The sequence below is a fragment of the Acinetobacter sp. 226-1 genome, assembly GCF_030329325.1.
In the GTDB taxonomy this organism is placed as follows: Bacteria; Pseudomonadota; Gammaproteobacteria; order Pseudomonadales; family Moraxellaceae; genus Acinetobacter; species Acinetobacter sichuanensis.
Genome location: NZ_JACANU010000003.1, coordinates 427,347 through 442,300 on the forward strand (window position 1 = coordinate 427,347; position 14,954 = coordinate 442,300).

12 protein-coding genes and 1 pseudogene are annotated in these 14,954 nt (G+C 35.2%); 2 read left to right on the plus strand and 11 right to left on the minus strand.

Annotated features, from left to right (window positions below; translation table 11 throughout):
• Positions 1 to 158: 158 nt before the first annotated feature.
• Positions 159 to 1,292 (minus strand): restriction endonuclease subunit S, encoded by a 1,134-nt coding sequence (locus HX124_RS08145; protein WP_286382968.1) that lies wholly within the window; start codon positions 1,290 to 1,292, stop codon positions 159 to 161.
• Entirely contained in the window at positions 1,289 to 2,770 is a 1,482-nt protein-coding gene (locus HX124_RS08150) for a type I restriction-modification system subunit M (RefSeq protein ID WP_286382965.1), read from the minus strand. The genes HX124_RS08145 and HX124_RS08150 overlap by 4 nt, the downstream gene beginning before the upstream one ends.
• Before the next feature lie 163 nt (positions 2,771 to 2,933).
• Here HX124_RS08150 and HX124_RS08155 point away from each other — a divergent pair, with 163 nt between their 5' ends.
• Complete coding sequence (locus HX124_RS08155) at positions 2,934 to 3,476, plus strand: hypothetical protein (RefSeq protein WP_286382963.1); 543 nt, start codon at positions 2,934 to 2,936, stop codon at positions 3,474 to 3,476.
• A gap of 3 nt (positions 3,477 to 3,479) precedes the next feature.
• On the opposite strand, the pseudogene HX124_RS08160 reads toward HX124_RS08155, so the two are convergent.
• The 9 genes and pseudogenes from HX124_RS08160 to HX124_RS08200 all read right to left on the minus strand — a co-directional run bounded on the left by HX124_RS08160 (position 3,480) and on the right by HX124_RS08200 (position 13,968).
• Positions 3,480 to 3,640 (minus strand): annotated as a pseudogene (locus tag HX124_RS08160) (helix-turn-helix domain-containing protein).
• Positions 3,641 to 4,001: 361 nt separating this feature from the next.
• On the minus strand, positions 4,002 to 4,991 hold the full coding sequence (locus HX124_RS08165) for a hypothetical protein (RefSeq protein WP_286382961.1): 990 nt from the start codon (positions 4,989 to 4,991) through the stop codon (positions 4,002 to 4,004).
• Between the two features lie 64 nt (positions 4,992 to 5,055).
• On the minus strand, positions 5,056 to 5,475 hold the full coding sequence (locus HX124_RS08170; protein ID WP_286382959.1) for a hypothetical protein: 420 nt from the start codon (positions 5,473 to 5,475) through the stop codon (positions 5,056 to 5,058).
• Positions 5,472 to 7,631, minus strand: a complete 2,160-nt coding sequence (locus HX124_RS08175) for a hypothetical protein (RefSeq protein ID WP_286382957.1) — start codon at positions 7,629 to 7,631, stop codon at positions 5,472 to 5,474. The genes HX124_RS08170 and HX124_RS08175 overlap by 4 nt, the downstream gene beginning before the upstream one ends.
• On the minus strand, positions 7,628 to 9,181 hold the full coding sequence (locus HX124_RS08180) for a site-specific integrase (protein ID WP_286382955.1): 1,554 nt from the start codon (positions 9,179 to 9,181) through the stop codon (positions 7,628 to 7,630). Before HX124_RS08180 ends, HX124_RS08175 begins: the two co-directional genes overlap by 4 nt.
• Positions 9,178 to 10,545 (minus strand): tyrosine-type recombinase/integrase, encoded by a 1,368-nt coding sequence (locus tag HX124_RS08185; protein WP_286382953.1) that lies wholly within the window; start codon positions 10,543 to 10,545, stop codon positions 9,178 to 9,180. Before HX124_RS08185 ends, HX124_RS08180 begins: the two co-directional genes overlap by 4 nt.
• Positions 10,546 to 10,691: 146 nt before the next feature.
• Positions 10,692 to 11,330, minus strand: a complete 639-nt coding sequence (gene ssb / locus HX124_RS08190; protein WP_286382951.1) for a single-stranded DNA-binding protein — start codon at positions 11,328 to 11,330, stop codon at positions 10,692 to 10,694.
• A 51-nt stretch (positions 11,331 to 11,381) separates the two neighbouring features.
• Positions 11,382 to 12,746, minus strand: a complete 1,365-nt coding sequence (locus HX124_RS08195) for an MFS transporter (protein ID WP_107007235.1) — start codon at positions 12,744 to 12,746, stop codon at positions 11,382 to 11,384.
• Between the two features lie 136 nt (positions 12,747 to 12,882).
• Complete coding sequence (locus HX124_RS08200; RefSeq protein WP_107007236.1) at positions 12,883 to 13,968, minus strand: DUF475 domain-containing protein; 1,086 nt, start codon at positions 13,966 to 13,968, stop codon at positions 12,883 to 12,885.
• Between the two features lie 221 nt (positions 13,969 to 14,189).
• Between HX124_RS08200 and tenA the strand changes: the two genes are divergently transcribed.
• The gene (gene tenA, locus HX124_RS08205) at positions 14,190 to 14,858 is read left to right on the plus strand and encodes a thiaminase II (protein ID WP_107007237.1); all 669 of its coding nucleotides are present in this window, start codon (positions 14,190 to 14,192) and stop codon (positions 14,856 to 14,858) included.
• Positions 14,859 to 14,954: the final 96 nt, after the last annotated feature.

The following is a 14,954-nucleotide window of genomic DNA, read 5'->3' on the forward strand; positions in this document are numbered from 1 at the left end:
GGGTTAGCATAATGCATTTGATAGACAAGATTTGTCTTGCTATTAAATTTTTATATTTATTTTAAGTAGATTTTAGAGGGGGATATACACGGACTCTTCAGCTTCTAAAAACTGAAAGTTGCTCATGTATATTTCCCCTCATATTTTTTAATTAAATTTTATAAAGTGCCGTTAAATGCTTGGTTTTGTAATGAGCTAAATAACTGATTTTGCATATCTAGCTGTTTATAAAGATTTTTCTTTTGCTCCTCAATCTTAAGAGCAATTTTAACCCATACTTTTTGAATTTCTAATGGCGGTACACCTATTACTAAGTTATTCAAAAATTCTAAATTCACTCCTGTCTGACCTGCTGAGCGTTGTGAATTTGCAATGACTAGTTGTTGAATAGATTCAGCACCTAAGAGATAAAATAAGAAATCATTATCCAACTCTTCTTTTGGTTCAGCTTTCATTAGGGCTACATTGTATGCACCTTCTAATCCTCTTAGAATCTGAAAAACAGGTGGACCATATCGGCCAATCATCACGTCAGTACGCTTGAAAAATCTACGAGCTGAATCTTTAGGTATAAATGTAAGATACTTATCAGTTCTAAAATCCCTGATTTGAACTAATCGAATATATCCTTCTTTGAAAGTATCAGAAAATACACTTTTAGGTGGTTGTGAACCACCAGTAAATTTAATAATTGATTTAAAATCTTTTAACGGAAAACTTTTCGTATTTTGAATAGGATCACCAAAATAATCATAAAAAGTAGATTGTAACAGCTGATCTAACTTTTCAATCGCTTGCTGACGTTTTTGGCGTAGCTCATCCGCTTGATCTAAAATAGACGCAATTCGGTGTTGTTCTGCAAGTGGTGGGAGTGGGATTTCATAATTCCAAAATTCACCCATAACCATTCTAGGCATTTTTGCCCCAGCAACAACATTAGTCGCAAAAGTTAGAAAAATTTCTGATCTCAAAAAATAAGCTAGATATTCAGGATCAACTTTTTTTACATCACAATTGATTGGGACTAATTCAGTTGTAGCGAATCCATCTTCGTCTGCGATCACAACTTTATTCAGATATGGGCGCAATTTGGAATAAAGTACAGTACCTTTAGAAAAATAGTGTGTTGAATTTCCAATTTCCGAAATACTCACATATTCTTTTGAAATAACTTTACCTGAATGTTGTTCAATCTGATCAAGGTTTAATAACCAAACTTTTTCACACTGGCTTTGAAACTTCTGCTTAACATCTAATTTTAAGGAAGAAATTTTTGCTTTTTCGACACTCACTTAAGCATCTCCTTAAGCGTAGCCATTCCTTTTAAAATATCCTGCTCAAGCACTTCTAAATCCGCCAAAATCCTGCTTGGTACTTCATATTCCACTTGCTCATACACCACTTCCTTATAACGGTTAATCGACAAGTCATAACCATTGGCAGCAATATCGGCTTTATCCACCATAAAGCTTTGCTCTGTGGCTTTACGGTCTTTTTCACTCTCTAAGTTTTTAAAACGCGCAATAATGTCAGGAATGTTGTTATTTTCATGCTTAGACGCATCGAGTTCATTGCGCTTATCATCAAGCGAGTAACCATCTGCCTGCATATCATAAAACCAAACTTTGTCCGTACCGCCAGACATGGTTTTGGTGAAAATCATAATGGCAGTCGAAACCCCTGCATAAGGCTTAAACACACCAGATGGCATCGAAATAATGGCTTCAAGCTTTTGCTCTTCTACGATCTTTTGACGCAAATCTTTATGCGCTTTCGATGAACCAAATAACACGCCATCAGGCACAATCACCGCAGCACGACCGCCAGTTTTTAACAAACGTAAAAACAAGGCTAAAAATAACAATTCGGTCTTTTTGGTTTTGACTACGGCTTGAATGTTCTTGGCACAGCTTTCATTGTCCAAACTGCCTGCAAATGGAGGATTGGCAAGGATCAGACTGTATTTTTCCGCAATATGTGAATGCGTTTCACTCAAAGAATCACGGTTTTCAATACGTGGGTTTTCAACACCGTGCAGCATCATGTTCATCGAACCAATACGAAGCATGGTGCTATCAAAGTCATATCCAAAGAAGGTGTCGGAGCTAAAACGCTTAGCCGCTTCAGGATTGGCAAAAATTTCAGTGCTGTAATGATCATTTAAATATTCACTTGCAGCAACAAGGAAGCCAGCTGTACCACACGCAGGGTCACAGATGGTATCGGTTGGCTTAGGTTGCATCAGCTCCACAATCATCTTAATAATGTGGCGAGGGGTACGGAACTGACCGTTTTGACCTGCCGAAGCAATTTTACCGAGCATATATTCGTAAATATCGCCCTTGGTGTCTTTGTCATCCATTGGCACATCGGCAACCAAATCCACCACTTTAGTTAATAGCGCAGGTGTTGGAATGGTAAAACGCGCATCTTTCATGTGATGGCTATAGGTGGTTTCGTCTTCTGCACCGAGGCTTTTAATGAATGGAAAAACTTCATTGGCAACGGTGTTATACAGCGTTGCTGCATCACCCAAAGTAATAAACTTCGACCAACGTAAATGATCTTGCTCAGGGGTGAAAATTGGATGTTCTACAGCAGTTTTTAAGCGGTTAGCTTTCTTTTCTTTGGTGATCTGAATTTCATCGAGTCGGCGAATAAACAGCAAATAAGTCATTTGCTCCATGACTTCTAAAGGATTGGAAATACCACCACTCCAAAATGCGTTCCAAATCTGGTCAATTTTGCTTTTAATTTCGCCTGTAATCACGTAGAGGACTCTCAAATTTCTTTGAGAGTATTGTCTTAAAATTTAGTTAAAAAAGCGAATAGATCTGATCGGGAAACGACATAATTTGTCTCCTATATTCACAGATGCAAGAAATTCATCTAGATTAGAAATTAAATAAACTATTCGCTAAAGAGGAAGGAGCATGAAAAGTGAGGAATATAAACGCAACAAAGACAGATTTCAGAAACTTTTGAGAACTGTAAGTGAAATATCCAAATCAGAACTAGCTCCATTTTTGGATCATAAAAAATTCTTACATTCCACGCTATTTCATCAAATAGCAGTCTTTGCTGCGATGCATTATAAAGAACACAGTAATAGCACGCCTATTATGCAAGTTTTGGATTTCACAAAATTGAAAGGGACCGAATATCTAAAAGCAGTAAGATGGTTTGAATATAGAACTGGTACATGCTTTTTTATCGAAGATAACAAATTAAAGAAGAGTAAGAGTAATACTCTTTTAGACGAGAATTATCAAATGTTTGGAGAGTTTCTAAAAACTTACAAAGGGCCATTACCTGAAATTAAATCACATAAAACAGAGATCGAAGAAGACTATATAGAAAAATACAAAAAATACTCTAAAGAACCCCGTGACGAATTTGACTTGATAGAGAACACGTCTATGAAAATTGGTGGTCGGACTGTATTTGGAGGATATGGTACTGGAAAAAAACGCTAAAAATTAGGGCAATAATTCTTTCATGTCTACTTCTAGTGCGGTGGCGATTTCATACAGCTTTTCAACAGTGAGATTGTTGACCTCACCACGTTCAATACAATACGCCCCATATAGCTCCGATCAATTCCACATTGAAGTGCAAGAGATTCTTGAGTGATTTTCAATTCAGTTCATTGAAGATATCCTAAGCTAGGTACAACAGAAATAGGAGCGTTAGATTATGAAACCTATCATAGGTTGAATGAACTTTATTTTTTATGCTATTTCACTCTGGTATGTCTGATCTATTTGTGAAGTCCAGTCTTTTGAATAGATATTCGGATTAGTATAGTCAGTATTAGTGTTTAGCTTTAAATCAGTTCTATTCTTTATTATTTTAATTAAAGTGGTATAGCCTGAATAGGAATGACTGGTATGGTATGAACAGGAATGACTGGTATGTTTATGCAGGAATATGCAACATAAATATTTAACATGTGAATTTCTCTTTGATTTATCAGACTAAATCTATGAGGTTTAATCCAATTAAATCAAGTTGTTTCTATTAAAAAACAACTTATCAACTACAGTTAATTGAGATTTTTCTTCCGCTGATGATTCATCATTTGGCTTTTTAAGTTTGGGATCCATAAAAGTTTTATGCCAGACTCTCAAAAAAGAATCCTTTTCTTCATTCTTTAGATATGAGTAACAAATTTGTTGATCATCTATGATTTCAAATGCTTTATTAAATATATACCGACAACTATCATTTGGCCTATAAATACCCGTAATCAATGTATGAACTTTTAACTTCTTTTTTTCTGATAGTTTTAAGCATATATTGTTACCCTTATTTGATTGTACTGAAGGGTAAGCCCATCCATTTCTAAAATTATATAAATCATTTGCAATATAATTACTGTAAACATAGGCACTTACAGAATCTTTAAGAAAAATTTTCCTTATAGCATTGTTTAAAATATTTATTTTTTTCTTGGTACTTGAGCTGATTTTTAAGTTATTAAAATCACTATTGAACCCAATTCCAATAACTTCTATTGGTGATAAAACTTCATATGATATTAAAAGAAACTCATCATTCTCAGTAAGTCTCGCTTCCGAAACACAAATATCTAAATTTGCTTCACTTACATAAAGATAAGATTCATTTTCTCTATTAACTCTACCCCTATAAGCATATTCAATAGGAGGTTCCCATAGTTCACTTTCTTCAATTATTTCACTTGAGATTTGTTCTCTTAATTGATCTGTTAACTTTCTTACCCGAAATAGGTGTCCTCCTTTTTTAAAAGAGAACGTTTTCAGTGAGTCTGAAATGAACGAAAACTCTTCAGGTAGTGAAATACATATACTTTTCCAAAAATTTCCTGGTGATTGATCATCTTTATTTGCTTGGAAAGCTGTAATTTTATCCTTTAATTTTTTTATACTAATTACAGAGAAAAAAATATCTAGCTCCAAGCTAAACAATTTTTTTTGCTCATCAGTTTTTAATATACGTTCACGATACATTATGACTCACAATAGTTTTCTATTAATTTAAATTTTTCAATGCATTAACCATAAAAAGATATAGTTAGTTTTTCTTTAGCAATGGTCTATCTAATGTCGCCAAATCTACATTCGGCATTTGTGACAAATTATACTGCCATCGTCTGTACTGATCAGCCCATAAACTTTCTTTTTCTTCAAGGAGCTTTTTCAAATGTGAAATTTGGCTTCTTAGCTCTTCATTCTCTTTGATAAGCATATCAATCGTTACATCACCCATTGAAGCTATAACAGTCGATTTTGCCTCTCTGAGCGTCTTTTTTCGAAAATTAAAAGCCTGTTTTACAGGCTCATAGCTCATTAAGGTAAATTTAGAAATAGAGGGCTTATCTAATGCTCTAGCTACTGACACTGCGAAAAGATCCCAAGTTAACTTACCTGACCATTTATTAAGGATACTTTCGATAACTTTCATTTCTTTGACATCAATGAATTTATGTTTCATAAGCCACCTTGCAATAATGCTAAGAATGAACTCTTTGACTCATTCGCTAATTGTTCAGACATAGGATTCTTTTCATCTACCGTATTCATAAAATTTTGTTCACCTAATGCAATTTTTGTCAGGCTCACATCTAACTCTTCTGGGATACGAAGTATTAAGCCATCAGGTAATTGATCATCTTCTAGATACTTCAATAATGTCTTAATAATGGCAAGTTTTTTCCCATGATAAATTAACCAAGCATTTGCCCCTTGAAAGCCCTCATGAGTTGCTGTAGTTGCTCTATTAATTTCATTTTGAACAATTTTTTCTAATTGCTTGAGATTTTCAACATTCTTAGGTAATCCTTTTACACAAGCATGTTCCTTGCAGCTTATACATTCACCTGCTTTAGTACATGGGGTCATAGTCCAGTCATGTTCACAGTAACCATAACCCGAGACTTGTACTGTACCTATTCGATCTTCACGACCTAGCATTGCAAAAGTAACAGGTACTTTCTCTTTGACTGCATCTAAAGCTCTATTACCATCTAGGCTTTCTAAGCCTAAAGATAAAAGTCTTTTAGACTCTTGTTTTAATTCGTTTATCGGCCTTAAATCATAAGCACGATTATCTTCAACTCGTGAACGTCCAGCAAACATAGCTAGATCGAGTGATTCCATTTCACCACGTTCAGCCATTGTAGATAACCATACTCGAATCTGGTGAGAAGAAATAACTAATTCCTGACCATCTACATTTTTAATATCTAACTCGCTAAAGAGAGAATGGCTACCCGGTAATCTCTGATGTATTGCACCTAATGCATCATTTAGTAAGTTTAGATTTGGACATTCAAAACTATACTCTTTGGGTGCAAATTCAATATGAAATTCATTCTCTCGAACCAAACATAATAGATCACAAACAGGCTTATCAATTTCAGCTATTTTGGGCCAACTTGGAAATTTTTTCTTATATTTTTCAACAGTGAATCGAGCCAAGTCCCTATAAGTAATATAACTTTTTTCACCAATTAGATTTGCAACCCATTTTTGTTTATATAGCTTCTTAATAACCTCAGTATTTGTTGATGTACTATCGAAACTTGTAGAAAAATCTACTAAATTGAATGCAGCAGCAAATTCACCAACTGTAAGGGGTGCATCTTCACTGTGCTCTTTAGAAGTTATACAGCCGTTATGCCTATAAAACCTATCTGGGTTATCTATTGCCCATTGTGCAGCCTTGCGTGCAGATTCTCCAATTTTAATTAATCGATTAACCGCTTCTTTAACTGTAGGAACGATTAAAGGATGGATAGGCTTTGGTATCAAACCACCACCTTTTTCAGCTTTCCAGCGAATATATAAAATTGAAGTTTCTTTATCTTCGAGCAAATTAGTTTCTTCATTTTTTACTTTTCCAATGTGCTTTTCTTCAAACAAACAATCTGTAGTTAAAAAGCTTAATTCTCCACCTCTACTAGGCGCACACATCAACAATACTGCTTGAGCTGAATAGAACTTTTGATAATTTGTTTGAGCTAAAGAAAATGCATCAGCTAGTGCTGTTATTTCATGTGTACTTAATAATCGTTCAGCTTGCCATAATCTATCTTCATGTGAAGTACCTTGAGCTCGATTACCTGGTCTCTTCCAAGGATTTTTCCATGATGGAATCTTCAAATTGATTTTAAATTTTCTAAGATCATCAATAAATTGCTCTAACATCTGGCCATAACGATACCTTGAAGACTCTGAACTTCTTTCGTAAATCATTTCAGTTATCTTATGAATGACTAAACCATCAACCAATAAAATGTCGGCTTTTGAATAAACTTGGAGTAATGAATCATGGCAGGCTTTTAAAACCATCATCATATTTCCTGGATTTTTGGCTTTCCAGGTTTGATTATCACGTACATATGCTTTTGCAAAATCAATATAAGGGCTTTGCATAGGTTCGCCAGTCTTTTTCCCTGCGGGAGCTAAACCACTAAACTCCATTGACTGACATCTTCCATTACCTAAATAATGTTTCCAGTTCGAACTTTCGAATCCACCTTGATCTTCATAAATTTTTAACTGGGTTTTGGCTCTTTCAATAAAGTCAGCCAAGTTTTTTTCGCAATCTAGTTCATGTTTTGGAGTAAAAGCTATTAGTTGATTCATGCGATCGACTCCATTTGAATATACTTATCACATGCATGCATAATGGCTTTTATATGAGCCAGTTGCAGATCATAAGATTGCAAAACTAATTCACTTGCTCCTTCTCGCTTACGTTGTTCTAATTCTTCGACAAACTCTAGAAATAATTCATCCCATGGTGCATAAGCTAAAGGTTGAAATTGATTACATAATAAACATGCTTTCATACCTGCTTGACATGCAGGTGAACCACCACAATTACCTAATTGATTCCCACTGGATTTAAACACACGACTGTTGATATCAGATGCTCGTAAAGCTTCACTTTCGTTTTTGATAATGCGGCCTTCAAACTGGGTAGCTAAGAGCGTCATGGCATTATTCATTTTATCGAAGATACGTAAAGCTAATTCACCAGTATGAGCTGTATAAACTTTTAGTTGCTGGGTATCTGAATGATCTAAAAGATAAGCCATTTGCACCCCCGTAATACCGTGCCGCGATAAGTTTGTTGCTCGTGTACGTCTACATCTAAGATGAGTAAAGTGAATATAATCTCCTGTTCTTTCAGAAATAGCCTCGCACTTTCTGCTTAGCACTTTGTTCATATAATTTGCCTCAGAATAAGACAAGTGAAAATAATCAGGAGTTTGATTTAAAATAGTTTTAAATTCATAAATGTTTTTACATTCATAAAATCTACTAAAACTTATAAAAATAGGAAGTTGTACTAGTTCAGACTCGGTTAATTCTTTTAAGTGTGCTTTCGCTTTTTTACGTATTATTTCAGTCAAATTTTTTAAAACTAGATAAATATCTTCAGTAATTTGAATGGATCTAAATTCTTGTCTAAATTGTCCACCTCTTTGCTTAGCTCTAGGAATATTTAATTCATAAATTATCCCATTATCATTACTTTGAGTTGATAAATCACAAATCCGTAAGGCTCTAATTTGACCAGGCCTACGGGCAGTCGCATAAATTGAGTAAAACCAACCAAACTCTTCTAAAGTAAGAATTTCTTGTTGAAAAGCATTACCAACCCATACTAATAATGATTGCTGTTCAGTTAAAGAATAAGGTCCTGTATAAGGACAGTGATGCAATACAGCCTTACCTTTGACATTTCCACTCAAGACTAAACGATCAAGTGTATTTTCTAAGTTTTTTTCTAAACCCTTATAGTTCCAATCAATCCAACATCTTAGTAAAGCTCGTATAGTCCCGAGTTTATATTCGTTCTCTTTAGTCAAATTAGCTTTTAAAGCCAAAATTAACTCGGAAGTAATAATCCCTCCTTTGTATATATCTGGAGATAACAAATATTGTTTGAAGTACCCAAAGCAGTTAGACGCATAATGTGAAGAAACCTCTTCAGCTAATTGTGCAATCGACAATTTAAACCCTTCATAGACTAAAGGGTCTATAGCATCATTAACTAGCTTCCAATTAATAGTTCTATTTTGATCTAGAACCCATACATCATTGTTCAAATGAAACTCATACCCTGATTTAGTAAATCTAGGTAAAAATTGCTCAGGCTCATTAGAGAATTTAATTTGTGTTTTCATTGATTACGTCCTTCCTTAATGCCCTGATCAATTATTTCCAACTCTACTTTCAGCAATTTTTCTGCCTGTTCCTTAGTATGTCGAAGATTGTAAACTTCAGCAGATTTTTCACTTTTATGACCATTGATATACATTCTTTGTTCAATTTCTTTTTTCTCAGAAATGAAATCATGTATACGACCCTCATTGATGGCATCTTTGTTATTTTGGTCGATAGCTTTTGATAATTTATTATTTAAATTATGTCTAAAACCATGCCTAGTAACTCGCTTATCAACTAAAATTCCATTTGTTTTAATGAATTGAGCTAACTCCTTATTAATTGCGATTTTTTCAACAATTCTAGAAAATTGAATAGAAGATAAAGGCTGACCCTTTGTTAATCCTTTATAAGAAACAAATAAGAAGCTATGTTTCTGTATATTTGGAATAAAACGTCGCTCATTTAATACATATTCTCGTATTTGATCTCTTAAACTTTCTGAAATAGGTATATCTCTTTCAAGAGTCTTGGCATTCGGTTCATCTTTACGAAAGATGTCTTCAGGATCATCATGCCGAGCACGTACCATGATTTCACATTGTGCAAAATTGATATCTGATACTTTTAACTGCAATATCTCTCCAGCTCTCAAGCCAGTATCGTAAAGAATTTTAAAGAGTAAATAATTTCTTTGTCTCACGGATATAGTATAGGGATTATAATCATTTGAAGGCTCAACGATCTCCATTAAGTACTTAAAAACTTCAGGTGGAGGAGATTTTCTATTTGGATCATTAGTCTTATTTTTAGCATGACCACCTCTCTTTTTTTGTCTTAATATGGCCTGCCTTGTATTATCTATAATGTCTAAATAAGTTGAATAAGCAGCTCGTTCTCTTAAAATATTTTTAGCAATAAAATCAAAATAATCAGCAAAGGTCGTTAATCTATTAGAAAACAATTCCTTTCCTACTTTAGGATCAGGCATTTTATAAACCGGAAATAAAATCTTTAAAGTATTGTCTTCTCTTTTTTTTGAGTCTCGCTCTAATATCTTTCTTCGTGCACTGACTGTCTTTAATCTACAGTGATCAGCTAATTTTTGAATCTCTAAATCAGTATAAAATTGATCATTATTTGAAATATTTGAGTCAAATGAAAAATTTATGATTCGTTCAAAAATTCTTTCCCCTTGGATCATTTCCCAGAGATAGAAATGTACCAAATGATTCAAACATGCTTTTTGAGTTGAATGCTTCTCGTAACGAAGATTCGTAGTCAAATACAAAGTAGTCCAAAAATCTGGAATATTATTGTGATCAACTAATAAGCCAAATCTTTCACCATCTTTAGCAATATAGTTTTTTCTATGTAAGCTCACTTTATTTTCATATCTTAAATACAATATTTTTTATTGTATAAAGATAAACTTCTTAAATGCAATGTTTTTTATTAAAAAAAAAGAAGAACCTAATATAAATCAAGTTCTTCTTCTCTATTAAATACAATATTTAATTATTGTACAAGTTAGAACGGAAGATCATCATCTAAATCTGCTGGTGCTTGAGCAGGTGTAGCAGGCGCTACTGCTGGCTTAGGTGATTGAAAACCTTGGTTTACATTGTTACCTGCATTGCCATAGTTACCTTGGTTGCTATTGGCTTGGTTACCGTAGTTACCTTGGTTGCCCTGATTTGCATAACCGCCTTGATTACCTTGGTTGTTATTAAAACCACCTTGGTTATTGTTGTTAAAGCCACCTTGGTTGTTATTGTTGTTAAAACGAGGTTGATTATAACCACCGTTTTCACCACCTTCACCACCTTGCTGACGATTTGAATCTAACATTTGCATTTGTTCACCACGAATTTCTGTGGTGTAACGCTCTTGACCATTTTGGTCTGTCCACTGACGAGTACGCAAAGAACCTTCAATATAAACTTTAGAGCCTTTACGCAAATATTGCTGAGCGATTTCCCCTAAACGGTTATGTAGCACAATACGGTGCCATTCTGTTTGTTCTTTTCTTTCGCCTGTGTTTTTATCTGTCCAAGACTCACTGGTCGCAATTGAAAATTGAGTGAGAGACCCACCATTTGGGAAAGTCTTCGTCTCAGGATCACGACCTAGAGTACCTACTAAAATAACTTTATTTACACCACGCATCAGACGTTATCTTCCTATTCGATTCTATGTTTTACTTTATAAGAGTTATGTTTAAATGGCTACCTCTTTACCAAACAAGTGCGTTAAATGTTGTCGCCCAGCATCATCTATTTGCTGTTTATCAACTTTAATATAGGCAACTTGTTGGTCAGACATCACCACGACCTCTTCAATACCACGAATTGTTAATAACTGAGAAGTCCAATCATCGGTTTGTTTATTCTCAGGTAATCGCAATACAATTGATGTTAAATAACGTGGTTGCGCCAGCCCAAAACTAATGAGCAGCCAAATTATAGCAATTGCCGATAAAACACTCCAACCCATTGTCGTATTATTAAGTAAAATTAATTGACCACCGAGCGTTCCACCAAAAAATGCACCTAAGAATTGTGCACTGGCATTGACGCCCATGGCAGTCGCTTTAGATTGAATAGGAGCAGCTTTTGATAACCACGAAGGTAATAATGCTTCCATGACATTAAAAGCAATAAAGAAGAAAGCTAAACCTAACAGTAAGATATATTTAGATTCATAACCAAAAATAAGAATCACCAAGCCTGCAATAATGCCTGCAATGGCAGTCAGAAAAATACCACGCATTTTGCGATATTTTTCAGCCAAAATAATACTTGGAAATGCAAAAAACAAACTGATCACAAGTAAGGGTAAATACACAATGCCATGTTTAGATAATGGAATATCTGCAAAGTTAATCAACTGCGATGGCATATAAATAAACATTGCGGTTAGTAATAAATGCAATGAAAACACTGACACATGTAAACGGTTTAAATCCCCCATTTTCAAGACTTGTTTCAGTTGATTGAAATAACCCTGATTAAAATTCTTATGATGACGTGTGGTTTTTGGCACTAAAAATAAAGTCAAAATCGCCAACAAGCCCATCAAGGTCGTAACCCAAAATAGACCTGAAATTCCCACTAAACTGGTCAGCCACGGACCTAAACTAAATGCAACGACAAAAGACAAACCGATACTCATGCCCATGACCGCCATGGCTTTACTGCGGTTTTCTTCACGAGTGACATCAGCAAGCAATGCCATCACCACTGCAGAAACTGCCCCTGCACCTGCAATGGCACGCCCAATGATGACACCATAAATAGTTTCTGACATTGCCGCCACAGCACCACCCAGAGCAAACAACAGTAAACCAAATACAATCAGTGGTTTGCGACTAAAGCGATCCGCCCAAAGGCTAAACGGAATTTGTAATAATGCTTGACTTAGACCATACACACCTACGGCTAAACCGATCAGTGCTGGCGTTGCATATTGATATGACTGTCCTGCAACAGCAAAGACAGGAATAATCATGAACAGTCCCAACATGCGTAAAGCAAAAATACTACTTAATGCAAAGGTCGAGCGGCGTTCTAAAGGATTCATCATATCTACTGGCTTATCAAAACTGGCGAGCTAATTTGTAGCCACATCATCGCATATTGCAGACGGTGTGGAAACATTGAGCATAAAAAAGGACGCTTTCAAAGCGTCCCTTATTGTAAACATTTTTCTTAAAAAAGAATTAACTTTGCTGTTCAATTCGTTTGTTATATTGGATTGAAGCTAAAACTGCCCAAACAATAAATGCAACACCAATTAAACCTGTAACAACTTCAGGTACATGCAAACCTGTACCACTCGCAATCATGATAAAGGCTAAAGCACCAATCGCATAATGTGCGCCATGCTCAAGATAAACATATGCATCGAGTGTTCCTTTTTCAACAAGGTAAATCGTCATTGAACGAACGAACATAGCACCAATGGCAAGACCCAACATGATGATAACCACGTCTGAAGTGATGGCAAATGCACCAATGACACCATCAAAACTAAAAGATGCATCTAAAACTTCAAGATAAATAAAGCCACCTATACCTGCTTTAATTGCACCAGTTGGCGCACCTGAAGCATCATGACCAACGGCATTACCGTCTTCATCAATCTCAGGTTCACCACCCAATAAATGACTAAGGACTTGCACACCTACATACACCACGATGCCCCAAATACCAGCCATTGTCACAACTAAACGTTTTGCTTCTTCGACATTCGCCGCCATAATCAACAATGCAATCAAAGCTAAAAATACTGACATCGCAGGAACATTAGCTAAATGTGCTAAGCGTTTTTCCAACCATGCAAACCAATGCGTATCTTTACCTTCATCCAAGAAAAAGTTAAGAAAAACTAAAAGTAAGAATGAACCACCAAAAGCCGCAATTTCAGCATGATGTGCAATTAAACGTTCAGAATAATCTTTTGGATTATTTAATGCCATATTGACCACTTCCATCATGCCCATATCTGCTGTTGCAGCAACAATCACAATTGGAAAAATCAAACGCATACCAAATACAGCAATCAAAATACCCACGGTTAAGAAAATCATTTTCCAAAAATGATCCCAACCACGTAAGACTGACGCATTGACCACGGCATTATCAAAAGAAAGCGACACTTCCATCACTGCCAAAATTGCTGTGATTGCTAATGCCGTAAACATCGTCTTAATGCCTGCTTCTGGTCCATGGGTAAAGCCCCAATATGCAGAAATAGCAAGACAGACGACCGTAAAGATGATTGAGAAACCAAAATGTTTCCACATGATAGATCGACCTATAAATAAATTTTTATCTAATGATAAATAGAGGACTTAAATAAAATTAAGCTTTATGTCGTAATTATGACAACTTTTTCACACTATTCTCAAATTCTTCGTATGATTTTTTTGAATATTTAAACGAAATTAAACGGATTTTCATGTCGCAAAAAAATTATTATTTGTTATAGTTAAAGTATAATTTATAAACTATTTGGAATAAATTAATGTCTTTTTCTCAAGATGTTTGGCAACGTAATTTAGCGCTTTATGAAAAAACGCTTGCTCTTCCTTTTAACCAAGAACTTGCAGCAGGCACCTTAAGCAAAGCTGCTTTTTGCCACTATGTAATTCAAGATGCTCATTATTTAGTTGCTTATGGACGTGCGCTTGCAGTGTGTGGCGCAAAAGCATTTGCAGCTGATGACATTATTCAATTTACCCAAGGTGCCAAAGAAGCCATTATTGTAGAACGTAGTTTACATGATGGTTTTATGAAAGACTTTGGGATTAGCAAAGCAGATTTTGAAAATACGCCTTTGACTTTGGCTTGTCATCACTACACGTCTTTCCTTACTGCAACGGCTTGGTCTGAGAGTTATCCTATTGTATTAGCATCATTGCTGCCTTGTTTTTGGATTTATGCAGAAGTTGGCAAAGATATTGTCAATGCATCTGTGGCAAATAACCCTTATCAAGCATGGGTCGACACCTATTCAGGTGAGCATTTTAATGAAGCTGTTCAAAATGTTTTAGCCACTATTGACCGTATTGCAGCGCGTTGCGATGCTGATACCATTGAAAAAATGCATCAAGCATATACCAAAGGTGCTGAGCTTGAATATTTATTCTGGGATGGCGCTTATCATCAAAGACAATGGTTAAGCCTAGATTAATCAATCATTTAAAATCTATAGCTTTATATAACTAACTAGTGTTACGCACTTGATTCAAAGTACATAGCTAAAAATAGAAAAATCTAGATTACACGA

What these genes read in the sequence shown, in the direction of transcription:
- HX124_RS08155 (WP_286382963.1), top strand. Translation starts at nt 2,934, where the DNA reads ATGAAAAGTGAGGAATATAAACGCAACAAAGACAGATTTCAGAAACTT.
- HX124_RS08165 (WP_286382961.1), bottom strand. Translation starts at nt 4,991, where the DNA reads ATGTATCGTGAACGTATATTAAAAACTGATGAGCAAAAAAAATTGTTT.
- HX124_RS08170 (WP_286382959.1), bottom strand. Translation starts at nt 5,475, where the DNA reads ATGAAACATAAATTCATTGATGTCAAAGAAATGAAAGTTATCGAAAGT.
- HX124_RS08175 (WP_286382957.1), bottom strand. Translation starts at nt 7,631, where the DNA reads ATGAATCAACTAATAGCTTTTACTCCAAAACATGAACTAGATTGCGAA.
- HX124_RS08180 (WP_286382955.1), bottom strand. Translation starts at nt 9,181, where the DNA reads ATGAAAACACAAATTAAATTCTCTAATGAGCCTGAGCAATTTTTACCT.
- ssb (WP_286382951.1), bottom strand. Translation starts at nt 11,330, where the DNA reads ATGCGTGGTGTAAATAAAGTTATTTTAGTAGGTACTCTAGGTCGTGAT.
- HX124_RS08195 (WP_107007235.1), bottom strand. Translation starts at nt 12,746, where the DNA reads ATGATGAATCCTTTAGAACGCCGCTCGACCTTTGCATTAAGTAGTATT.
- HX124_RS08200 (WP_107007236.1), bottom strand. Translation starts at nt 13,968, where the DNA reads ATGTGGAAACATTTTGGTTTCTCAATCATCTTTACGGTCGTCTGTCTT.
- tenA (WP_107007237.1), top strand. Translation starts at nt 14,190, where the DNA reads ATGTCTTTTTCTCAAGATGTTTGGCAACGTAATTTAGCGCTTTATGAA.